The sequence below is a fragment of the Methylophilus sp. 5 genome, assembly GCF_000515275.1.
Classification (GTDB): domain Bacteria; phylum Pseudomonadota; class Gammaproteobacteria; order Burkholderiales; family Methylophilaceae; genus Methylophilus.
The window spans coordinates 2,893,091-2,913,888 of sequence record NZ_KI911560.1 but is presented as its reverse complement, the minus strand read 5'-3'; the positions used below and the strand labels follow the sequence as shown (position 1 = coordinate 2,913,888).

Genomic DNA, 20,798 nt, shown 5'->3' with positions numbered 1-20,798 from the left:
GCTCATGATTTTACCTAGAAGTGACGCTGTTTATTCATGGCTGGCCTGAGTGCCAAACACGGGCAATTGCTCGAAGGCTTCCACGGATAACGGTTGCTCATTGAATAATGCGGGGTAAATAGCGTGCCGCAGTTGGGTGTGAAAGTCTGCAATGCGTTGACGATGCGCCAGCAGGTGGGTCACATTACTTTGTGCCACATTTTCCAGGCTACGCTGTACCCACACGCTGGGCAGTAGCAGGCCTAGCTGTTGGGTGGCCTGGTCACGCTGCTTCAGTATGTGTTCTCTTGCTGCAACTTGCGCCTGCAGTTGAACATCGGCCATGTGTTGAAAAGCGTAATACCATTTCCAGTGAAAGCGGCCGGTAACGGGGGCGGAGTGTTGCCATTGCGGATACAAGGCATAAAACGGGTCCAGGGTATTGGCTTTGGGTAAGTCCCAGGCGCCATGCACCAGTTGCCGGTGTTGCAGGGCAATCTGGCTACCATCTTGTAACGGTAATTGCCGATGTAACCAGAGCTGGCCCAGGTTAGGTAATACTACACAGCACAGTAACCAAGCGCTCGCCAATGCCAGTGCATTGAAACTGGCGTTGAGTGCGCGGCCATGCAGGCTAAAGCCCGCGCAGAGGGCCGCCCAAAACAGAATGTAAAGCAGGCTGGTTGCCAGCACCTGTAACAAGGGCAAAATAAACAGCGAATGTGCTATTGCAAAGACCAGCACTGGCAGCGTGAAGGTGGCTGCAATCAGCAGCGCCCGGGTCAGCACGCGTTTTAACCAGAATTGCGCCGGAGAGGCCACCAGGCTTTGTAAAAACAGCAATCTTTGCGCCTGATGCTCGCTGGCTTTGAGGTCGTGCAGCAAGGCAATGCAGAGCAGGGGTGAAAAAAACACCAGCCAAAACGCATAATCAAAACTGCCCAGCATGACGTATTCCGGGTGATGCGATTCACCATCATACAATTGCCCTTGCAGGCCAAGCAGGCGTATGCGCTGCACATATGGCGTGACCAGCCGGTTGCCCAGGGCAATAAAACTCCACTCGGCAGGCGGGTGGTAGACATTATGAAACACGTAGTAACCAACCTCACCTGCATCCAGGCTGCCTTCATGCTGGTGAAGGTGCACAAAGTCCTGCTTGCGCCTAGCCTCCTCTTGTTGGGCATGGCTGATTTGTGCGCGAATATGCTGCATATTTTGCCAGCCATTGAGCAGGCTTAGCGCCGTGAGGGCAATGCTGAATAGCAGCAAAGCGACCATGCTGCGCTGTTTAAGTAACAGCTTTAATTCGTGTTTCATGTGCGTTGGCTCACCTTGAAAAGAAATACGCCGGGCAGCAATATCCAGCCTAGTAGAATGAGAAAAGCGGTTTGCAGGCTGGCCTGGCTAACATGCATATTGGCCATTGTTATGGCCGGGCGTGGCGCGTGCTGCCAGAACTCAGCCGACACACGCGTATTTTTATCGTCAGCGTGTACAACCTTGTGGCTATGAATGCTGTTGAGGTATTGAATCAACTGGTAGCGGCGATTTTCTGCCTGGCTAATAAATGCTTGATGATGCGCCAAATCGTTGCCGCTGCTGGCCATCTGCACGTATTGCAGCGCCAGTGCCGGTGTTAACCAGCACCATAGTCGTATGCTGGCATTTTGTTTCGCCAGTTGCTGGTCATGCAGTGCTTGCTGCTCGCGATACACCGCGGTGGTCAGGCGTTCGCCTTCTTGCATCAGCAAGCCGTTATAGTTAACGGGTAAATCTTCAATGCGCGTGACTGCATATTGCTTGAGTAGTTGGGCTTTAAACGCAGCAAAGTGCGGGTCTTGCGGATTATGGCTGTCACCAATCGCTTTGAGCTTAATTTCGGCATGATATTCAGCCTCGGTGCGTGGCTGGGTAGGGTGCAATACCTGTGCCAGGTTAGCCAGCCCGCGTGGAAAAATAATGCATATACACACCCAGCACAGCAGCAAGGTGAGCAAAGCACTATGCAGTTGACGACTATGCCAGGAAACCGCCACCACCAATAAACACCAGCCTGCGATATACATGATTTGTGCTAATAGCATGGCTGCCAGCCTGAGCTCAAGCTGATCACTGCCTCTGCTCCAGACCCAGGTGAGCGCGGCCTGTATGCATAGCAAAAGCAACAGGGGTAAAAACAAGGCTAGCCATTTGCCAACCGCAATCTGCCAGCCAGGCGTGCCGTTACCGCGCATAAACGCCAGCGTGCCGGTGATTTTTTCTGCGGTGATGGTGTTGTAAGCCATCATGATTAAAAACAGAGGCATCCACCATTGCACAATCATGGCGGGCGTCATCAGCGGAAAACGCCCAAGGCTGGTGGCTTCGGTGGCAGGGTTAAAGTTGGCACTGTTTAAGCGATGCGCCTCCAGATACACCAAGTGGCCAGATTGGTCGAGAATGCCCGGTTCGATGACGCTGAGCGGATGCAGTGGTTTGGCGACAAAATCACCATAATGCGACACCCGGTGCGGATGGCGGTTGGGTTGAGATTGCCAGTCCTGCTGGCTGCGTTGCGTGACTTCTGCCACGGTGCGTGCATGGTCTTGCCAGTGATGGTGAGCGGCGAGGGCGGCAATGAGCCACAGCGCCACCAGCACAGTGAATAGCAAGGCAGGCACACGGGCATGCCACAAACGCCGCCATTCGTTGCAGGCGATTTTTAAGAGCGGCGTGAGATTCATAGCTGCCCCTGGTAAAGTCGCTTGAGGTTATCTAAGGTCAGCGCCTGCTGGTCTATGCTAACTGCGGAGAGCTGGCCGTTGGCCAGCATCAGCAAACGGTCAGAAAATGCCATGGCCGAGAGCACATCATGCGTGACCACTAATACGCCCATGCCCTGCTGTTTGCATTGCATGATCAACTGGTTCAGTTCTTCGGTCGCCTGTGGATCAAGGCCAGAATTTGGCTCATCCAGCAGTAATAGCTTGGCTTGTTTTGCCAGCGCCAGTGCCAACATCACTTTTTGTTTCATGCCTTTGGAGTAATCACTGCAGGGGCGGTGCCAGGCCTGTTCCGGCAAGCCGGCCATGCTCAAACAAGTGGTGATATTCAATGTTTGGCTAACGGCCCCCAGGCTCAAAAAGTAACGAATGTTTTCAATGGCAGACAGGTGGCCATACACGGCGGGTTGTTCGGGCACATAGGCCAGTTGTGACAGTGCCTGCTGGCGTGCCTGCAAGAGGTCTATGCCTGCGATGTGTATTACACCTGTTTGCATGACGCGCCCATCATGCAAGCCAAGAATGCTTTTGAGCAGGGTGGATTTACCAGCACCATTGCTGCCTAAGACCGAGACGACTTCGCCCGCCTGCAATGTGAGGTCAAGCTGCTGCAATACCTGGCGCCCGGCAAAGCTGAGGCTGAGTTGCTGAATAGCTAAAAGTGCGGTCATTTGAAATCCACCGTGGCTGTGAGCATGAAGTTACGGCCTGCGCCGGGGGCAAAGTTCAACTGGTTCAATGCGCCGGTGCTGGTAAAGTCATAGACGTACTCATAATATTTATCAAAGATATTGTTGGCCAGCAAGCTGACTCTGCCCCAGTTGGTTTTATAGTCGATATTGGCATTGGTTAAGGTATAGGCGCCATATTTACCGCCCTGGTTGCTCTCGTTCACGTAGTAAGCGCCTTGCCTGTCGATATGCAGGCGGGCAATCCAGTCTGTATTCGGGGTGAATTGCATACCCACCGAGGCGGTGTGATCGGGGATGCCGCGGATACGGTTACCTTGAAAGTTGGGATGCAGGGCATCGGGTTCATCAATTTTTGCGTATACCTTGGAGACGTTGCCCCAAATACTCCACGCATCATTCAATTTGTAGTCAAAGCTGGCATCCAGCCCCTGCCTGCGGGTGGCGCCAATCAATTGGCGTGTACCATCAATATTGATAAATTCATTGTTTGCTTTTTGTTGCCAGTATGAAACGCGGCTATTCAAGTCATGTCCCCATGCGCTTTTCAGGCCCAGCTCCCAGCCATCATTGATGGCGACCTTGACCGGGACGGTGCCCCCAAACGTATTGAGGTCAACGCCTGTGGGCGTTTGAAAGCTGCGCCCGGCATTAATAAACACCGTTTGCTGTGCATTCACATTGGCAAACAGGTTAAATTTGGGTTGCACAATGGTTTGATCATCCAGCATGGAGGTGACCAATGTCGTGCCGTTTCTCACAAAGCGATTGTTAGGCTCGCTATTGAGGCGGTCAACGCGATAGGCAATATTCCAGCGCAGCCAGTCTAGTGGCGTATTTTCAAGCTTTGCGTAGATCCCTTGTGCAGTAAAGTCATAATCTGCATCACGCCGGATCGTGGTTAAGCGCTGTCTGAATTCGCTGACCGCCTGGTGCTCAATGTCGTAGCCTGACTCCAATGCCCACTGTGGGTTTATTTTCCAGTTTAATTTAGCAATCAACCCGGTAGAGGTTTGTTCTTCAAAACGGCTTTCAACGCCTGGCGAGCCAACAAACCGCACATTGCGTTCGCGATCAAAATTTTGCCAATAGGTTTTGAGGCTTAAGTCGACGTCATTATTAAAGAAATAATCATAATGCAGGCTTAAGTGTTTAAATTCTTTTTCGCCGCTATCGTTGAGCGCATTGGCTGCCACGGCCGTCGGATGAGCTCTCGCCAGTGCTTTGGGCATATAGCCCGGCGCTTCCGGCGAGTTGTATTGGCCGTATTTGGCACTCAGCGCCAGGGTAGCTTGCTCAAAGTCTAGCTGCCAGCGACCGGATAAGGCAATTTTTTCGTTCTCGGTGTGGTCACGGTAACCATTGCCTTTGCGGTAACCAATGGCGTAGTTTTGGCTAAAGTTACCTTGTTTTTCGCCATAGTAGCCTTGCATTTCACGCGTGTTAAAGCTGCCATAACCAAACTGTAATTGTTTGCCGGCGTCTTTGCGTGTTTCAACCTTATAGTTGCCTGCGGTAGCAAACAAGCCGGTGCTGGCATCACTGGTGCCTTTAAACACTTGTATGCTTTGAATATTGGTCGGAAATAAATAGTCCAGCTCACTGAGGCCAGAAAACAAATTGGATGGAATGCCGTCGACCAGCAGTTTGGCATTAGGGGTTTCGCCATCACCGCTAAAGCCGCGAATAGAAATTTCTGTATTGACAATGCCCTGACTAAAACGCGACAGCACCACGCCCGGGGTTTTGCTAAATAGCTCCAGGGTGTCGGTCACGTGCTCATATTCCAGCTCATCACGTGTAATCACGTCGACCGACCCGGCCAGGCCTTTATCTACATTGAGCACGGCTTGCTTGCCCAGCACCACGATGGTATCAAGCTCTATTGGGGTGTTGATTGCGGCGTCTTTTTTGTCTTTAAGTTTGCGCTCTGTGTCTATTGCCTCTTCATCGGCGCTGGTGCGTGCATCTGCTTCTGCGGCTAGCGTGGGTAACGCCGGCCATAGCAAGAGTGCGATCAGGCTGGCAATGGTTTTTCTTTTCATGTGTGTTCTCTTTATTATCGAATATGTTTACCAGAGGGCATCCAGCGCCAATAGTACGCGTTGCTCACCATGCGGCACCTCGGGTGAGCGATGCATCACGCCCGCATGCTGATTGCCTTGCCAGGCACTGCCCTTGAGCAGCACAAGCGCAAACGCCGGTGCTTGCATAATGACGGGCAAGGCCCGGCGATGCGTGTCAGTGTCTAGCCATTCTGTGCCCGGCCCCAAATAGGTGCACAACAGGCGAATGCCCGTGCGATCTATATGAAACTTGGGGCACATGGCTTGAGAGGTGACTTCAAGCCGCAAGCCAATGTGCGGGCATCCGAGCAAGTCTGCGTACACCGCCGCTAATTGTGCCATATCTGTCAGCAATGCCTGCTTACCTTTCCCCTCTGGCAAGCCTATTTGCCTATGCAGCTGGTTGCTCATTACTTGCGTGGTATCCACTGTGATGCGCACCCCGGGGGCGATGTGGTGTGCCGTTTGTGCCAGATATTGCTGAATGGCAGGCGCAGCTGCACGCGTAACCATGCATACTTGCTGGTCTTTAGCAAAAATGGGCAATAGTGCCATAGGGTTGAAATTGCTGGCATTCAACCCACGGTCGCTCAACTCAGGAGGATGCAGATCGTGGCTGCTGGTCGCTGTCGCCAGCATGCTAAAACACCTCCGCTAGCAAAGTCTCCTGGTCTTGAGGCCTCTCCACTGACCATAGTGGAAACGGGTCACTGAATTGGCGCCAGGCGTCCATGCCCAGGGCAATTTCGTCATCTGTTAACAAGCAAGCATCAAACGCGGCTATGAGGGCTGCCTGATTCATATGCATGCCGATGATGACCAGCTCCTGCTGGCGATCACCATAGGGCTCTTGCCAGCGGGATTTGATCTGCGCAAAACTCTCGGCATCTTCAGGCCAGTATTCATTAGGCGTGACTACCCACCACATGCCTGCCAGTTCTGTGCGCGTCACTGCGCCAGCTTGCGACCAGGTCGCACAAAACTCAGGGCGGGAGGCGATCCAGTAGCGGCCTTTAGAACGGATGACACCTGGCCACTCTGTGTTAAACCATTGCCATAAACGTTGCGGATGAAACGGTTGGCGCGCACGATAAACAAAGCTCGCAATACCGTATTCTTCTGTTTCTGGCACATGCTCACCGCGCAACGCTTGCAACCAGCCAGGTGCGTCAGCGGCTTGGTCAAAGTCAAATAGCTCTGTGTTCATGATGCGCTGTAATGGCACTTTGCCAAAACGGCTATGCAACAGTTGCGCGCGCGGGTTGAGCGTTTTGAGTATGCCTTCGAGTTGGCCGATTTCAACCGGTGTCATCAGGTCAGTTTTATTCAGCACCAACACATCACAAAATTCAATTTGATCTACCAGTAAATCAACAATGGTGCGTTCATCCTCGTCACCAAGCGCGAGGCCGCGGTCGCCTAGCAGCGCTTGCGAACTGTAATCTTTAAGAAAATTGTAACCATCGACCACGGTCACCATGGTGTCGAGTTGGGCAACATCGGCCAGCGACGTACCGTCTTCGTCTGCAAAGGTAAAAGTTTCTGCGATGGGCAGTGGCTCAGAAATACCGGTGGTTTCAATCAACAGGTAATCAAAGCGGTTTTCTTTGGCCAGCCGCGTGATTTCAAGCAGTAAATCTTCACGCAAGGTGCAGCAAATGCAGCCATTGCTCATTTCGACCAGTTTTTCTTCCTGGCGCGACAAGGCTGCGCTGCCGTCACGCACCAGTTGCGCGTCGATATTCACTTCTGACATATCGTTGACAATCACCGCCACGCGCTTGCCTTCGCGGTTATTGAGAATGTGGTTGAGCAGGGTCGTTTTACCGGCGCCGAGAAATCCGGACAGGACAGTCACAGGCAGTTTCTTCATCTTAAAGGATCCTTAATGATTAAATTGTCGTTCGCGACGCTCATGGCGTTCTTGTGCTTGCAAGCAGAGCTTTGTGGTAGGCCTGGCTAATAATCGCGCCAGGCCAATCGGCTCACCTGTTTCTTCGCAATAACCGTAACGACCATCGCCAATACGTAACAAGGCTGCGGCGATGCTCTTTAAATGTTTGCGTTCGCGCTCACGTGTTTTGAGCTCCAGGCCATGTGATTCTTCTTGCGAAGCACGGTCTGCCGGGTCTGGCGTATCGTGTTGTTCGTGCAAGTGACAACTGGTCAGGCGCATGTTGTCATGCAAGATTTGGCGCTGGCTTTCGAGCAAGCGTTGAAAGTAGGCTAGTTGCGCCGGATTCATATAGGCGTCTTCCGGCATGGCGAGCAGTTCAGGTTCGGTGAGCATGATGGCAACTTTGTTGCATTGCAATTAAGTTGCATTTTAGCGGCAGTGAATTTATTTTGCAACTATGTTGCAAAAATGTGCAGTGTTGACTTCATTAAATGGCGTTGATTAAAGCGCCAGATAGGGGATTTAAGTGGCGGTTTGCTGGCAGTCCGGGCAAATGCCCTTTAAGCTGATTTCAATGTGCGAGACCTGGTAAGTCTCGAAAATGCCAGCAGGAATATGTGCCGCCAGTTCGTGGATGCACAATACGATTCCGCACTGTTGGCAGTGCAGGTGGGCATGACCATGGTTGCCAAGCAGGCCAGAATTGCTGAGCAGGGCTGGGTTGCTTGATGCCCCTGCTGTTTTGTAGCTGCGTTTGGGCGCATTGAGCTGGAACTTCCAGGCACGGTCATCGGTGGATATTTTGTGAATGAGGGCGTTTTCCTGCAACCAGTCCAGCACCCGATAAACCGTGACGCGGTCAATTTCTTTCACGCCGTGCAGCGCGGTCAAAATCTCGGTATGACTCAAGGCAGTATGAGAGTTGATCATGGCGGTCAGCACGGCCATACGCGCTTTAGTTGGGCGCAGGCCAGCATCGGTGATCAGTTGTTCGGCAGTTTGCATGGCCAAAATTATGAACTACACGACAACATCGAGCAACCTGCCTTTTGCCGCGCCCAGTCCGGACGTTTTTGCGCAAACGCCGCCATGCCTGCCTGTTCGGTATAGGGTTGGCGCAATACCTCTAATAATGTCAGCAGGCGAGAGTTGTCGCCTTGGGTGGCTAAATCAATCGCTTCTTGCGCTAAGTAGTTGCGCAACACATAAATCGGGTTGGCGGCAGCCATCTGTTGCAGGCGCTGCTCAGGCGTATGTGTCGATTGTTGTATACGTTGGCTGTAGCTGTGTAACCAGGTTTGGATATCGGCGCCAAACTGCTGTTGTCCTTGTTCGGTGTAAAAAGCTTCTATGAGTGTTGCCAGTTGCGGATGCGCAATATCCAGTTTCGCCAATCGGGCGAAGAACAGTGTTTGGTCGACTTCAGCGCGCTGCATCAACTCAAAAATATGGTTAATCAGCTCACCATCGCCATCTTGCCAGTGATCGAACCCAAACTTGCCAGCCAGGCTGGACGTCAGGGCGCGTATATAGGTCTGGTCATAAGTGGTCAAGCCATCAGCCAGGCCTTGCGTTTCCGGTAGCAGGGTGCCCAATGCTTCGGCCAGCCGCTCCAGGTTCCAGCGTGCGATATCCGGTTGACGGCCAAAACAGTAGCGGCGGCCTTGGGCATCGGTGGTGTTCGGTGTCCAGCCTGGGTCAAAGTTATCTATCCAGCCATACGGACCATAGTCAATGGTCAGGCCTAAGATAGACATATTGTCGGTGTTCATCACGCCATGCACAAAACCAACCCGCATCCAGTGTGCGATCATGAGGGCTGTGCGTGTACAAACCTCTTCAAACCATGCTTCAATCAGGGCGGGTGCCGGATTGTTAATGTCTAATGTCAGACCGGTGGTTGGCCACCAGTCAGCAAAGTCGCGGTCTAGCGTAAAGCCGACCAGACGCTGTAATAAAGGTAATTCGTTACGGCTGGCGAGTATTTCAAAGTGGCCAAAACGCGTGAATGACGGCGCCACCCGACAAACAATGGCGCCTGGCTCCAGTTGCGGGTTGCCGTTGTAAAACATATCACGCACCACTTGGTTACCGGTGGTCACTAGGCTTAAGGCACGTGTAGTGGGCACGCCCAGATGATGCATGGCTTCGGAGCATAAAAACTCGCGCAGGCTGGAGCGCAGCACGGCGCGGCCATCTGCCGAGCGTGAGTAGGGGGTTTCACCCGCGCCTTTGAGTTGTAACTCGTAGCGCTTGTTATCGTTGATTAATTCACCCAGGTAAATCGCACGGCCATCGCCCAGTTGCCCGGCCCAATGCCCAAATTGGTGGCCACCGTAGCGCGTGGCATAAGTGAACATGCCATCCAGCGCACCATTGCCGCCCAGTGTTTTTATAAGGTCGCCGTCTTGCATGTCTGTGGCAGAGAGGCCTAGCATGGCGGCGACTTCTGAGCTGTAGGCAAGCAATTGCGGATTTTTAACCGGGGTGGGTTGCACCGCTGACCACAAGCAATCGCTGACTTGCCTAGTGTAATTGTCGGTAATGGGGTCGCCCGGCAACTCACGGGTGAAGCGGTTATCAAAATGTAAGCTACGCATAAGGTGGATTATAGTCTGGTCAAGGCTGCGGCTGGTTATTAATCAGCGATGAGTATGCTGCGGATGCGCGCTGATGGCGCGGATGTTAAGCACTAGGCGCTGGCTTGACCAAATGCTGAGACATAAAGCCACGCACCATCAGCAAGCTGCTTTATCTGCGTGCGTCCGCGTTGATCGGCAGCTGATAAACATGCTTTTCTGTTTTGCCTGGCGCTTCTCGGGTAAAATAGCGTTTTGAATACACTCAGTGTGATCTCCACACGTTTAATTTCCCCACATGAATGTTTTTTACGAAGAAGACGGTGGCTTTAAAGTCGCCTCCATCATGTCTGAGGCCGATAGCAGCATGCAAGTCGAGGCCAGCACCGGCAAACGCAGCAAAATTAAAACTGCCAATGTATTGATGCGGTTTGATGGCAGCTTATCTGGTTTTATCGAAGCCGCCCAAGCTGAATCTGACACCCTGGACACTGACTTTTTGTGGGAGTGCTGCGGTGAGCCCGAGTTTGCTTTTGAGGACCTGGCCCAAGAGTATTACGGTGGCAAGCCAAACCGCCAGCAGGCAGCAGCGATCGCGCTTAAATTGCATGCTGCCCCCATGTATTTTTATCGCAAAGGCAAAGGCCGCTATAAAGCCGCGCCAGAAGACACGCTAAAGGCGGCCTTGGCCGGGCTGGAGAAAAAGCGCCAGCAAGCCGAGTGGATGGCGCAGATGGTGATACAACTCAAGGCGCACACCTTGCCTGAGGGCTTTAATGCTAAATTAGACCAGTTATTGTATGCGCCAGACAAAGGCAGCCTGGAGTGGAAAGCGCTGGAGCAAGCAGCGGCGGAGTTGAAACAATTGCCAGTGCAAGTGTTGCATGCCGCAGGTGCCTTAAGTTCAGTGCATGATTATCACTTGGGGGCTTTTTTACGTGAGTATTTTGCGCACGGCACGGCTTTTCCTGCTTTTTCATTAGCAGAGATGACGGCAGAGTTGCCGTTGTCGGCGGTGCAGGCGTTTAGTATTGACGACAGCACCACCACCGAAATTGATGATGCGTTATCGGTGACGGCATTAGCCAATGGCAATACCCAAGTCGGCATTCACATTGCGGCGCCTGCCTTGGGCGTGGCGCCACATGAGGCGCTGGATAACGAAGTCATGAAGCGTTTGTCTACGGTGTATATGCCGGGGCACAAAATCACCATGCTGCCAGAAGTTGCCATTCGACCATTTAGCCTCGATGCAGGTGAAACCAAGCCTGCCTTGTCGCTCTACCTCGAGGTGGCGCCTGACTTTAGCATCGTGCATCAGCATAGTTGTTTAGAGCGCGTGCAGATTGCAGAAAACTTGCGCCATGACACGCTGGAGCCCTATTTTAATGACACTACGCTAGAGCAAGACAGTGGTCATCCCTTGTGGTCGTCGCTGGTATTTTTGTTCCACTTTGCCGAAAGCCTGGAAAAAGCGCGCGGTAAATATGACCCGACCCGGCCGCAACCCGTAGATTACAATTTTTATGTGAATGATGGCGTGGTGGATATTGTCAATCGCCAACGTGGATCACCGATGGACAAACTGGTGGCAGAGCTGATGATTGCCGCCAATAGTCAATGGGGCTTGTTGCTGGCCGAGCATGATGTGCCTGGCATTTACCGGGCGCAAAACGGCGGCAAAGTGTATATGACCACCAAAGCCGAAGGCCATCAGGGCCTGGGCGTGGCACAATATGCCTGGTGTACTTCGCCACTGCGCCGCGCGGTCGATTTAATCAATCAGCGGCAATTAATCAGCGTGCTGACGCTGCAAGCGCCAGTCTACGCGGCCAATAGCGATGAAATTGTCGGCCATATGCGTAACTTTGACCAAACCTATAATGCTTATAACGAGTTTCAAACACGCATGGAGCGTTATTGGTGTTTGCAATACCTGGTTCAGGAAAACATCAGCGAAATTGAGGCGACCGTTTGGCGCGAAAACCTGGTGCGCCTAGAGCGCTTGCCTTATATGACCAAAGTGCACAGTTTGCCTGCCACTAAACCTGGCAGTAAAGTGCGATTGGCGATTCAGAACATAGATACTTTGCTGATGGAGCTGGAGTGCAAGTTTATTGGGTTGATCGAAGAAATCGCCCCGGATGTTACGGCTGACGGTGACGCTGGTGACGCCGCAGATGTGGTAGCGGAAGGCGTATAATGTTTAAATTCAACCGCAAAATCCACAAAGCCGTGTCTGATTTCGAGATGGTTGAAGTGACTGAAACCGATGGCGTGCGCTCTATGCACCTGGGGTCGCCAACCATACAGAGCAGCATGCAGGTCAAAGACCCTTATGCCCTGGTGTTGGCCTACTCATGGGGCGTGTTAAGCAGCTTGCTGTTTAAACCAGAGAGCCGACAGCTGGCACTGGTGGGCCTCGGTGGCGGCTCAATTGCCAAATATGTCTGGAAGTACTGCCCGCAGATCAAGCAAACGGTGATTGAGCTCAACCCGCAGGTAATACAGGTCGCACGCAGTCATTTTTTTGTGCCAGATGATGACGAACGGTTGCAAATTATAGAAGGTGACGGCATCGCTTATATCCAGCAGCGCCCGGGTGGCTGCGACTGGTTGATGATGGATGCGTTTGGCAGCAACGGCTTGCCGCCTGATTTTTGTACGCAGTCATTTTTTGATGATTGCGCCGAGGCATTGACGCCAGATGGCTTGTTTACCATTAACCTGTGGGGCTCAGACAAAAAGTTTGATATCTACATGCAGCGTATGGAGCAAACTTTTGAGCAGCGCGTCTTAATGATGCCGACCGGCAAGCCCGGTAATATCATCGTGTTTGGTTTTAAGCCAGAATTGGCCATGCCAGACCTGGCTAGTTTGCGCAAACGCGCGCAAGAGGCCATGCAAACACACCATATCAATTTTCTAGACCTGATAGACCGCCTGCAAGGCGCTAATCCTAATAACGGCAAGGAGTTCACATTAACATGAGGCTGAATGGCTGCGCGGGCGAATTACCGCGTTGCACGGTACTCGATATCCTCATGAACGACATGTACATTCCGCTATCTGCGTGCCGAGCGCTTTGTACTACATCCCGCTCACGCACTCAGCACCATTTAATAAGGTATTTATGATCAATAACCAATATTTCGCAACCTGCCCACGTGGTCTGGAAGCTATTCTCGTTGAAGAGCTTAAACAAGGTGGCGCACGCGACATCAAAGCCACCGAGGGCGGTGCCAGTTTTAGTGGTGGCTTGTCTGTTTGCTATTACGCCAATGTGCACTCACGCGTGGCGACGCGTATTCTGATGCAAGTCGGGCGTGGCACATATGTAAACGAAGACGACATTTATCAGGGCGCCTTAAAAATCAACTGGCCCAACTGGTTCGACGTCAAACACAGCATGATGGTGAAGGTCACTGCCGTGCGTAGCCCGTTGAAAAGCCTGGAGTTTATTACCCTGCGCGTTAAAGACGCCATTTGTGACCGCTTTCGTCAAAGTGTCGGCAGCCGCCCCAATATTGATACACGCGAGCCTGGTGTCAGGGTGCATGTCTACCTGACCGCCGACAGCTACCAATTGTATGTTGATACCTCTGGCAACGCTTTATATCAGCGCGGCAACCGTAAAAACAGCATTGAAGCACCACTGCGTGAAAACCTGGCTGCCGGTATTTTAAAACTCAGCGGCTGGCAACCTGGCCAGACATTGCTCGACCCAATGTGTGGTAGCGGTACTTTTCTGCTTGAAGCGGTGATGATCGCACTCAATATTGCACCGGGGTTAAACCGCAATTTTGGCTTTGAAAAACTCAAAAACTTTGAATCTGATAGTTTTAAAAAAGTCCGCAACGCCGCGGTCAAAGCGGTGAAGCCGGTCAGCTTTCAGGGCATTTACGGCTCAGACATGGATTTGCGCGCCGTGCGCGTGACCAAACAGAATCTGGAAATGGCGGGCTGGCTAGACGCAGTACAACTCACGCATTGGGAGTTTACCCAGGTTGTGCCGCCAGCAGACAGTGGCGTGCTGGTTGCTAACCCGCCCTATGGCGAGCGTATCGGTGAAGAGGACACACTGGCAGAGCTTTATCCTGAAATGGCCGCTGCACTTAAACAAAAATTCTCTGGCTGGAACACCTATTTTCTGACCAGTGATTTGCGCATGCCTAAATTGATGCGCTTAAGCCCGAGCAAGAAAACCCTGCTGTATAACGGACCGTTAGAATGCCGTTTGTTTGAAATTAAAATGGTGGCGGGCAGTAACCGTAAAGAGAAACCAGAACAGCCTGCTGCAGATTAACGCATACTGAACTTGTGTTAGTGCAGATACAGATCGTTTTAATCATTTGATTTTTGTTTTTGATTCATCGGCGTCTATCTGCGGTCATCGACAGCAAAATTTTTTTTTATTCAGCATGTTTACTCAATAATCACAGGCAAAACGATAGATGACAGATTCCATTGATGCATTACGGGCACGCGTGAATGCCTTTGTCGAAGAGCGTGACTGGGCACAGTTTCATTCGCCCAAAAATCTGGCCATGGCCATGATCGTTGAGGCAGCCGAAGTGGTCGAGCATTTTCAGTGGATGACAGAGTCTGATAGCCGTCAGCTGGATGAAGACACTCAACAACAAGTTGGCCAGGAGCTAGCAGATACCTTTGTTTACCTGATGCGGATTGCGGAGGTGTGTGGCATCGATTTGATTGCCGCCGCCAATGCAAAAATTGACTTGAATGCGCAAAAGTACCCGGTTGATAAATGCAAGGGTAGTAACGATAAATATACCAAATATCAATAATTTATATTTACTATTAAAAGTAACTTGTCATTAAGGATTGCATGATGGCCACGCCTATTCACTCCCCAGTCACTGCGTTACTGACGCAACACCAGATTGCTTTTCAAGTCATTGAAATCCCCTTGAGTGATGACAAAAAACCTATCCGTAGCCTGGAAGAGTTACTGTCTGCGCAAGGGCTGGATCCACAATCGGTGGTGCGTAGTGTAGTGTTTAAAGGTGAGCATAGTGGCTTTAGCTTGTTGGCTGTTGCGGGGGGGGGGCGTGCCGATTGGGCCTTGTTGCGCGCGCATTTGAATGAGCGCAAATGCCGCATGGCAGAATATGACGAAGTGCCTGAGGCGACCGGCTATGTGGTGGGTGCCGTGCCGCCGATTGCATTGCCTGACAGCCTGCGGGTGTTGGTTGATAGCAGCGTCGCGCGTTATGAGGCTGTGGTCATTGGCAGTGGCGTATTGGGTTATGCATTGGCGCTACGCACGGCTGATTTATGGCCCTTACTTAATGGCAAAGCACAGGGCAGCTTTATCAAAGAGTAAGTGGGTTTAAACCTCATGCCTTAATTGGCAGCAGTGCTGTTGACCTGTGTGCCATTGATCGCTGCAATCAGGTGTTCAAATTTGGATTTGTCACTGCCACGAATGATCCATTTTTTTAAGCCTTTGTTCCAGCTGGCACCGGCCTGTTTAATTTCTTCTTTATGTTTGTGCGTATTCCCCGTCAATGCATACGCCTTACCGTGTGGTTCCAGCGTGAGTTGTTGGTCTGCTGTGTGGGACTCAGCTGGTGGCGTATCAATGGTTGTGGCATTGACCGGCGGCTGTGGTTTACTCACTGAGGTGGCAACGGCAGCATCCTGAAACGATTTAAGCTCCATCAGCTTGGCGCGGATTTGCATGCACACCGGGTTGGTGGCTGCCAGCCAGTTTTTGTCATGCCGGTTGGCTTCATATTGCCCCGGTAGTATGCCCATCAGGTCAGTGGGTAGCCTTAAGTCCGCCACGTGATCTGGTGTGATAAAAAAACACCGCTCAACACCGAGGCGGCCAATAAACAAGCCTAACTCAAAAATCACATTGTCGCGTACCACCGGATTCTGCTGGCCACGCATAATATTGAGGTCGTCGGGGCTAAACACAAATATGCCAAAGTCTGAGCTGCGTAGTGCATTAATCAGACTGTAAATAGTGGTGCCTGAGATTTGAAACACGCCGTTGCTCCATACCGTGCATTCAGCATCGCGCGTCAAATTGGCATGTATGGCATTGGCAATATCCAGCCCCTCGCGCGAAGAGCCAATAAACAGTTTGGGTTTCATCACATCACTCCTTGTTATTGCGCGTTAATTATCATAATTTAACAATTGTAGCTGTGGTGAGTGATGGTTGCCACAAAAATAAAAAAAGCCCGGCAAACCGGGCGTTTTTATCAAGAGACTGTGTGCAGCTGATTTAAGTGTTTAATCACCAAAAATAGTGTTTAAAGAGTTACTTTTACTGCTTTCTAGCATCACTGACGCTTTGCCTGGGCTTTCGCTAATCGTATTGACCCAATCCTGGCTCATGCTTTCAACGTCGGTGCCAGATGACGTGCCCATCAAGCCGGTGAGGCCTGTGCTGTCGTCATTAGAATCCTCGCCATTGCCAAATATCAGCGAAGCATTGCTCAATTGGTATTGGCGCAATTGTTGCATCAAGCCTTTGGCGGTATAGGTTTCAGGGGCATTGTCTGTTGTGCCCAGGCTCACCTGGGCGCTGGCGGAGGCATTGGCCTGGCTGTCGCTGCCTGAGCTTGTTTCTTGCGCGAGTTGGCTGATGGCGTCACTAGCGGTCGTGGCGCTGGTGTCGGTGTTGTAGGCTTTGTTCAAAAGTGCCGAGACATTGCTTTGAATATTGGAAATCGACATGGATATCCTTCGTCAAAAAATAATACAGCTACCTTACCGCTTATCTTGTTAACGGCATCAACATAACAAACTTTAAAAAATCCTTTATTTCAGCGTTTAAGCCTTTGTGATTGGCCGGTTTTTAGTCAGATAGCGCGTCGGCCAGCCTCGATTTATGGTATGGTTTCAGCCTTGTTCGATCTCACTCTTTTCTCTGGCATTACATGACTTCAGTCCGCTATTGTGTCAATGGTAAATTGGTCTCTGGCGTTGCGCCGACCAATCGCGGTTTTGCTTATGGCGATGGTATTTTTCGCACCATGCGCTTGCTTAATGGCGAGCTGCAAGACTGGCCACTACATTATCAGACGCTGCTGGCCGATTGCAGCAAAATCCAGATTGTATGCCCCTCTGCCGAGCTACTGATGCAAGAGTTCAAATACCTGATGGCAGCAGGAGATGAAGCAGCGTTGCCATCCGGCATTGTTAAAATCATTATTACCCGTGGTGACGGCGCGCGCGGCTACGCACCACCAGCTATTTGTGAGCCAACGCGTGTGTTAATACACAGCGCACTGCCAGTTTATCCTCCTGAGATTTATGCCACCGGTGTGGCGTTATATACCTGCCAAACGCGGCTGGCATCACAGCCGCTGCTGGCAGGCATTAAGCATCTTAATCGGCTGGAAAACGTACTGGCGCGCGCAGAGCTTAAAGACCCGCGCTTTTTTGACGGTGTGTTGCGCGATTATGGTGACCATGTGATTGAAGCGGTGAGCGGCAACTTGTTTATCAGCAAAGACGGCCTGGTGATGACGCCTGCGCTCGATGCGTGTGGCGTGGCGGGCGTGATGCGGCAAAAAATACTCGACTGGTATAAAACCCATGGCCAGTCGGTCGTATCGACCGGCCTGTTTATGGAAAACCTGTTTGATGCCGATGCGGTGGTCATTGCCAATAGTGTGTATGGCGTGTTGCAAGTGACGCAGATTGACGAGCAGCTGATTGCAAGCAACGATTGGGCCAAACAGCTCAGGTCAGATTTAGCTTATGTGGTTCATTAAGCAAGGTGTGAAGTACGGCGTGTCGCTGCTCGCTGCAAGTGGGCTGGCACTCGCGATCTGGATGGTGATTTTCATGATCCGGCCTTTGCCCATGGCCTCAGAAACTATAGGCGTACAGATTCCGGCTGGTGCCAGCGTGCGCGGCATTGCCGATCAATTAGTCACAGCAGGCGTACTCACTGAGCCCTACAGTTTTTTGCTGATGGTGAAATTGAGTGGTGGCGGTAGTCAATTACAGGCGGGCGATTATGCCTTTAACACGCCACTGCAGGTTATGTCGCTGATCGACATCCTCAAGCATGGCACGTTTGACCAATTTAAATTACAGCTGATTGAAGGTAAAACTTTTGCCGACTTTAGGCAGAAGCTGGCGCAAATGCCTGGCATCCGGCATGACACATTACTGCTGTCAGACAGTGAGTTGATGCAACAGCTAAGTGGGCAAGCGCAGCATCCTGAAGGCTGGTTTTTCCCGGATACGTATTTTTTGGATGCGCAGAGCAGTGATGTCGAGCTCTACAAACGTGCCTACCAAAAAATGGTGCAGCATTTATCTGCTGCCTGGCAAGGCCGTCAGGCTGGGCTGCCTTACCAGTCTATGTATGAGGCACTGGTGATGGCATCCATTGTTGAAAAAGAAACCGGGGTTGAAGAAGAGCGCCCGCAAATCGCCGGCGTGTTTGTGAATCGCCTGCGTAAACACATGCGCTTGCAGACTGACCCCACGGTGATTTACGGCATGGGTTTGCGCTACCGGGGCAATATCACCAAAAAAGATTTACTGACTGACACACCTTATAACACTTATACGCGCAGTGGTTTGCCGCCGACGCCGATTGCGTTGCCAGGGCTGGCCTCAATTCAGGCAGCACTGCATCCGGCCAAGACCAATGCCTTGTATTTTGTGGCTAACGGGCAAGGCAGGCATGTGTTTACCAGTTCGCTGGAGGCACACAACCAGGCTGTACGCGCGTATCAATTAAAAAAGCACTAAGCAGATAATATGCAAATAGGGAAACTTGAATAATGGCGGGCTTGTTTATCACACTGGAAGGCATGGACGGTGCAGGTAAAAGCACGCATATCCCAACGATTTTACAACTGCTGGCTGGTCGTGGCCGTGAAGTGGTGTCTACACGTGAGCCTGGCGGCACACCGCTGGGAGAAGCGTTGCGCGAACTCTTGTTACATAAAGAGATGCACGTAGAAACCGAGTCATTGCTGATGTTTGCTGCGCGCGCCGAGCATTTACAGCAAGTAATATTACCGGCATTGCAGCGCGATGCGATTGTGGTGTCAGACCGTTTTACCGATGCGTCTTATGCTTACCAGTGTGGCGCACGCGGCCTGCCGTTAGACAAAATGCAGCAATTGGAGCAATGGGTGCAGGGCACGTTGCAGCCAGATGTAACGTTGTTATTTGATGTGCCGGTTGAGGTGAGTTTGCAGCGCCTGGCCGGCGCACGCGCACCAGATAAATTTGAAGCACAGGGCGCCGAGTTTTTTGCTAGATTGCGCGCGCAATATCTGGCCAGAGCCGCTGAATTTCCGCAACGGTTTCGTGTTATTGACGCACATCGCTCGCTTGAAGAAGTTAAGAAATTAGTTGAAGAAATAATTTCAACCCTATGATTATAAATAATGATTAATAATATTTATCCCTGGCAGGAATCTTTGTTTGCACAATGGATGCAAGCTGGTGATACGCGCCACCATGCGTTGTTGTTGTATGGAAAAAGCGGTATCGGCAAGCTGGATTTTGCGCAAACGATGGCGGCGGCTTTACTGTGTTTACAGCCGCAGCAAGGTTTTGCCTGCGGTGAGTGCCAGTCTTGTCACTGGCTGTCAGAAGGCGCACACCCTGACTTTAGGGAGATTACGCCAGAAGACGACGATAACGCTGACAGCGGTAAAAAGAAAACGCGTAAACGCCAGCAAATCCTCATCGACCAGACCCGCGCTTTGCACGATTACTTGTCACTCACGTCTCATCGTGTCGATGGCATTCGTGTGGTGTTGATTCACCCGTTAGAGGCCATGAATATTGCGGCATCCAATGCCTTATTAAAACTATTGGAAGAACCGCCGCAGCGCACGCAGTTTTTGCTGGTGTCGCATCAGCGCCAGGCCTTGTTGCCAACGATTTTAAGCCGTTGCATGCAGGTTGAAATGCCGGTGCCCAGCCAGGAGCAGGGCTTGCAATGGCTGCAAACCCAGTCTGTGCCTGACCCTGAGTGGGTCTGGCATTATAGTGGCGGCGCACCCACCAGCGTGCAGCAGGACAGCCTCGATTGGCATGCCTGGTATCAGCAGTTTCGGCCGCATCTGGTAAACGGTGCCATGATAGACATTGCCGCAGCGGTGCCAATTTTAATCAAGCAAGGCATGGAGCAGGCGATACAGGTGCTGCAAAAGTGGTTGCTGGATGTCTGGCTATGTTGCCATCGGCAGCCCTTGCGCTATCACCCCGGTGAAGCCGCACCATTGCAGGCACTGGCGGGCACGGTAAACCTGTCGCGTTTACTGGCATTTCAACAGCAGCTAAATCGTTTTAAAATGACCGCACAGCACCCGCTCAATCAAGAGCTGCAACTGGAGCAGTTATTGCTGCAATACAAAAAAATGTTTGGCTAACTCTTTTGGGCGTCGCGCACTTAAATATTTTGGAGCTTAGGTCATGAACGACACACAACCACCTGCCGCCGCAAAACCCGGTGTTTTGTCGCTGGCGATCCGCGAAAAAGCGGCACTGTTTGCCGCTTACATGCCTTTTGTCAAAGGCGGCGGTTTGTTTATTCCAACCAGCAAACCTTTTAAAATGGGCGAAGAGATTTTTATGCTGCTGACCTTGCTGAATGACCCCAATAAGCTCAAGGTTGTGGGCAAAGTGATCTGGATGACGCCGCAGGCTGCGAATAACAAGCCGCAAGGCATAGGCATCCAGTTTACGGATAAAGATGGTGGTGCCGAGGCCAAAAAGCGCATTGAGACGATTCTTGGGGCTGCGCTGAAGTCGAGCCGCCCGTCAAACACCATATAGATCTGTGTTAACTCAGGCCTGAATAA

The 20,798-nt window shown here is 51.6% G+C and carries 21 protein-coding genes; 10 read left to right on the top strand and 11 right to left on the bottom strand.

The genetic code is table 11. The features are described from left to right. Positions 1-30 precede the first annotated feature (30 nt). From METH5_RS0114075 to METH5_RS0114035, 9 genes are all read right to left on the bottom strand, one after another. Positions 31-1,299 carry a DUF3526 domain-containing protein gene (locus tag METH5_RS0114075; protein ID WP_029149107.1) on the bottom strand — a complete coding sequence of 423 codons (1,269 nt, stop codon included), beginning with the start codon at positions 1,297-1,299 and terminating at the stop codon, positions 31-33. Beyond that, a complete protein-coding gene (locus METH5_RS0114070; protein WP_029149106.1) occupies positions 1,296-2,705 on the bottom strand; it encodes a DUF3526 domain-containing protein in 1,410 nt (469 codons plus the stop codon). Before METH5_RS0114070 ends, METH5_RS0114075 begins: the two co-directional genes overlap by 4 nt. After that, positions 2,702-3,415: an ATP-binding cassette domain-containing protein gene (locus tag METH5_RS0114065; protein WP_029149105.1), complete on the bottom strand. Its 714-nt coding sequence runs from the start codon at positions 3,413-3,415 to the stop codon at positions 2,702-2,704. The genes METH5_RS0114070 and METH5_RS0114065 overlap by 4 nt, the downstream gene beginning before the upstream one ends. Further along, on the bottom strand, positions 3,412-5,478 hold the full coding sequence (locus METH5_RS0114060) for a TonB-dependent receptor (RefSeq protein ID WP_029149104.1): 2,067 nt from the start codon (positions 5,476-5,478) through the stop codon (positions 3,412-3,414). The genes METH5_RS0114065 and METH5_RS0114060 overlap by 4 nt, the downstream gene beginning before the upstream one ends. 27 nt (positions 5,479-5,505) lie before the next feature. Continuing rightward, positions 5,506-6,138 carry a DUF1826 domain-containing protein gene (locus METH5_RS15270; protein ID WP_051412978.1) on the bottom strand — a complete coding sequence of 211 codons (633 nt, stop codon included), beginning with the start codon at positions 6,136-6,138 and terminating at the stop codon, positions 5,506-5,508. A 1-nt stretch (position 6,139) separates the two neighbouring features. After that, positions 6,140-7,372 carry a zinc metallochaperone GTPase ZigA gene (gene zigA / locus METH5_RS0114050; protein ID WP_029149103.1) on the bottom strand — a complete coding sequence of 411 codons (1,233 nt, stop codon included), beginning with the start codon at positions 7,370-7,372 and terminating at the stop codon, positions 6,140-6,142. Positions 7,373-7,384: 12 nt separating this feature from the next. Then, positions 7,385-7,789 carry an RNA polymerase-binding protein DksA gene (gene dksA / locus METH5_RS0114045; protein ID WP_029149102.1) on the bottom strand — a complete coding sequence of 135 codons (405 nt, stop codon included), beginning with the start codon at positions 7,787-7,789 and terminating at the stop codon, positions 7,385-7,387. Between the two features lie 129 nt (positions 7,790-7,918). Further along, complete coding sequence (locus tag METH5_RS0114040; protein WP_198290703.1) at positions 7,919-8,401, bottom strand: Fur family transcriptional regulator; 483 nt, start codon at positions 8,399-8,401, stop codon at positions 7,919-7,921. An 8-nt stretch (positions 8,402-8,409) separates the two neighbouring features. Next, a complete protein-coding gene (locus METH5_RS0114035) occupies positions 8,410-9,996 on the bottom strand; it encodes a YdiU family protein (protein WP_029149100.1) in 1,587 nt (528 codons plus the stop codon). Positions 9,997-10,273: 277 nt separating this feature from the next. On the opposite strand from METH5_RS0114035, the gene METH5_RS0114030 reads away from it, so the two are divergent. The 5 genes from METH5_RS0114030 to METH5_RS0114010 all read left to right on the top strand — a co-directional run bounded on the left by METH5_RS0114030 (position 10,274) and on the right by METH5_RS0114010 (position 15,322). Next, positions 10,274-12,178 (top strand): ribonuclease catalytic domain-containing protein, encoded by a 1,905-nt coding sequence (locus METH5_RS0114030; protein ID WP_029149099.1) that lies wholly within the window; start codon positions 10,274-10,276, stop codon positions 12,176-12,178. Then, a complete protein-coding gene (locus tag METH5_RS0114025) occupies positions 12,178-12,966 on the top strand; it encodes a polyamine aminopropyltransferase (protein ID WP_029149098.1) in 789 nt (262 codons plus the stop codon). Before METH5_RS0114030 ends, METH5_RS0114025 begins: the two co-directional genes overlap by 1 nt. A gap of 142 nt (positions 12,967-13,108) precedes the next feature. Further along, a complete protein-coding gene (locus METH5_RS0114020; RefSeq protein WP_029149097.1) occupies positions 13,109-14,281 on the top strand; it encodes a class I SAM-dependent RNA methyltransferase in 1,173 nt (390 codons plus the stop codon). Between the two features lie 148 nt (positions 14,282-14,429). After that, complete coding sequence (locus METH5_RS0114015) at positions 14,430-14,783, top strand: nucleotide pyrophosphohydrolase (protein WP_029149096.1); 354 nt, start codon at positions 14,430-14,432, stop codon at positions 14,781-14,783. A 44-nt stretch (positions 14,784-14,827) separates the two neighbouring features. After that, a complete protein-coding gene (locus METH5_RS0114010; RefSeq protein WP_029149095.1) occupies positions 14,828-15,322 on the top strand; it encodes an aminoacyl-tRNA deacylase in 495 nt (164 codons plus the stop codon). 20 nt (positions 15,323-15,342) lie between these two features. Here METH5_RS0114010 and METH5_RS0114005 read toward each other — a convergent pair whose 3' ends face one another. Both METH5_RS0114005 and METH5_RS0114000 read right to left on the bottom strand, forming a co-directional pair. Continuing rightward, positions 15,343-16,101 (bottom strand): nucleotide-binding protein, encoded by a 759-nt coding sequence (locus tag METH5_RS0114005; protein ID WP_029149094.1) that lies wholly within the window; start codon positions 16,099-16,101, stop codon positions 15,343-15,345. A gap of 141 nt (positions 16,102-16,242) precedes the next feature. Beyond that, a complete protein-coding gene (locus METH5_RS0114000) occupies positions 16,243-16,689 on the bottom strand; it encodes a hypothetical protein (protein WP_232411060.1) in 447 nt (148 codons plus the stop codon). A gap of 203 nt (positions 16,690-16,892) precedes the next feature. Here METH5_RS0114000 and pabC point away from each other — a divergent pair, with 203 nt between their 5' ends. Genes pabC through METH5_RS0113975 form a run of 5 tightly spaced genes read left to right on the top strand, consistent with a single transcriptional unit; the run spans position 16,893 to position 20,772 of the window. Then, positions 16,893-17,732 carry an aminodeoxychorismate lyase gene (gene pabC, locus METH5_RS0113995; RefSeq protein WP_029149092.1) on the top strand — a complete coding sequence of 280 codons (840 nt, stop codon included), beginning with the start codon at positions 16,893-16,895 and terminating at the stop codon, positions 17,730-17,732. Further along, the gene (mltG, locus tag METH5_RS0113990; RefSeq protein ID WP_029149091.1) at positions 17,719-18,726 is read left to right on the top strand and encodes an endolytic transglycosylase MltG; all 1,008 of its coding nucleotides are present in this window, start codon (positions 17,719-17,721) and stop codon (positions 18,724-18,726) included. The genes pabC and mltG overlap by 14 nt, the downstream gene beginning before the upstream one ends. Positions 18,727-18,758: 32 nt before the next feature. Next, on the top strand, positions 18,759-19,364 hold the full coding sequence (tmk, locus tag METH5_RS0113985; protein ID WP_029149090.1) for a dTMP kinase: 606 nt from the start codon (positions 18,759-18,761) through the stop codon (positions 19,362-19,364). Between the two features lie 9 nt (positions 19,365-19,373). Beyond that, positions 19,374-20,366, top strand: a complete 993-nt coding sequence (gene holB, locus METH5_RS0113980) for a DNA polymerase III subunit delta' (RefSeq protein ID WP_029149089.1) — start codon at positions 19,374-19,376, stop codon at positions 20,364-20,366. Positions 20,367-20,409: 43 nt separating this feature from the next. Next, complete coding sequence (locus METH5_RS0113975) at positions 20,410-20,772, top strand: PilZ domain-containing protein (RefSeq protein WP_029149088.1); 363 nt, start codon at positions 20,410-20,412, stop codon at positions 20,770-20,772. The last annotated feature ends 26 nt before the right edge of the window (positions 20,773-20,798 follow it).

What these genes read in the sequence shown, in the direction of transcription:
- METH5_RS0114030 (WP_029149099.1), top strand. Translation starts at nt 10,274, where the DNA reads ATGAATGTTTTTTACGAAGAAGACGGTGGCTTTAAAGTCGCCTCCATC.
- holB (WP_029149089.1), top strand. Translation starts at nt 19,374, where the DNA reads ATGATTAATAATATTTATCCCTGGCAGGAATCTTTGTTTGCACAATGG.
- METH5_RS0114035 (WP_029149100.1), bottom strand. Translation starts at nt 9,996, where the DNA reads ATGCGTAGCTTACATTTTGATAACCGCTTCACCCGTGAGTTGCCGGGC.
- METH5_RS0114070 (WP_029149106.1), bottom strand. Translation starts at nt 2,705, where the DNA reads ATGAATCTCACGCCGCTCTTAAAAATCGCCTGCAACGAATGGCGGCGT.
- METH5_RS15270 (WP_051412978.1), bottom strand. Translation starts at nt 6,138, where the DNA reads ATGCTGGCGACAGCGACCAGCAGCCACGATCTGCATCCTCCTGAGTTG.
- METH5_RS0114075 (WP_029149107.1), bottom strand. Translation starts at nt 1,299, where the DNA reads ATGAAACACGAATTAAAGCTGTTACTTAAACAGCGCAGCATGGTCGCT.
- METH5_RS0114000 (WP_232411060.1), bottom strand. Translation starts at nt 16,689, where the DNA reads ATGTCGATTTCCAATATTCAAAGCAATGTCTCGGCACTTTTGAACAAA.
- METH5_RS0114040 (WP_198290703.1), bottom strand. Translation starts at nt 8,401, where the DNA reads ATGCAAACTGCCGAACAACTGATCACCGATGCTGGCCTGCGCCCAACT.
- METH5_RS0114005 (WP_029149094.1), bottom strand. Translation starts at nt 16,101, where the DNA reads ATGAAACCCAAACTGTTTATTGGCTCTTCGCGCGAGGGGCTGGATATT.
- METH5_RS0114010 (WP_029149095.1), top strand. Translation starts at nt 14,828, where the DNA reads ATGGCCACGCCTATTCACTCCCCAGTCACTGCGTTACTGACGCAACAC.
- METH5_RS0114015 (WP_029149096.1), top strand. Translation starts at nt 14,430, where the DNA reads ATGACAGATTCCATTGATGCATTACGGGCACGCGTGAATGCCTTTGTC.
- tmk (WP_029149090.1), top strand. Translation starts at nt 18,759, where the DNA reads ATGGCGGGCTTGTTTATCACACTGGAAGGCATGGACGGTGCAGGTAAA.
- METH5_RS0114025 (WP_029149098.1), top strand. Translation starts at nt 12,178, where the DNA reads ATGTTTAAATTCAACCGCAAAATCCACAAAGCCGTGTCTGATTTCGAG.
- pabC (WP_029149092.1), top strand. Translation starts at nt 16,893, where the DNA reads ATGACTTCAGTCCGCTATTGTGTCAATGGTAAATTGGTCTCTGGCGTT.
- METH5_RS0114020 (WP_029149097.1), top strand. Translation starts at nt 13,109, where the DNA reads ATGATCAATAACCAATATTTCGCAACCTGCCCACGTGGTCTGGAAGCT.
- METH5_RS0114065 (WP_029149105.1), bottom strand. Translation starts at nt 3,415, where the DNA reads ATGACCGCACTTTTAGCTATTCAGCAACTCAGCCTCAGCTTTGCCGGG.
- zigA (WP_029149103.1), bottom strand. Translation starts at nt 7,372, where the DNA reads ATGAAGAAACTGCCTGTGACTGTCCTGTCCGGATTTCTCGGCGCCGGT.
- METH5_RS0114060 (WP_029149104.1), bottom strand. Translation starts at nt 5,478, where the DNA reads ATGAAAAGAAAAACCATTGCCAGCCTGATCGCACTCTTGCTATGGCCG.
- dksA (WP_029149102.1), bottom strand. Translation starts at nt 7,789, where the DNA reads ATGCTCACCGAACCTGAACTGCTCGCCATGCCGGAAGACGCCTATATG.
- mltG (WP_029149091.1), top strand. Translation starts at nt 17,719, where the DNA reads ATGTGGTTCATTAAGCAAGGTGTGAAGTACGGCGTGTCGCTGCTCGCT.
- METH5_RS0113975 (WP_029149088.1), top strand. Translation starts at nt 20,410, where the DNA reads ATGAACGACACACAACCACCTGCCGCCGCAAAACCCGGTGTTTTGTCG.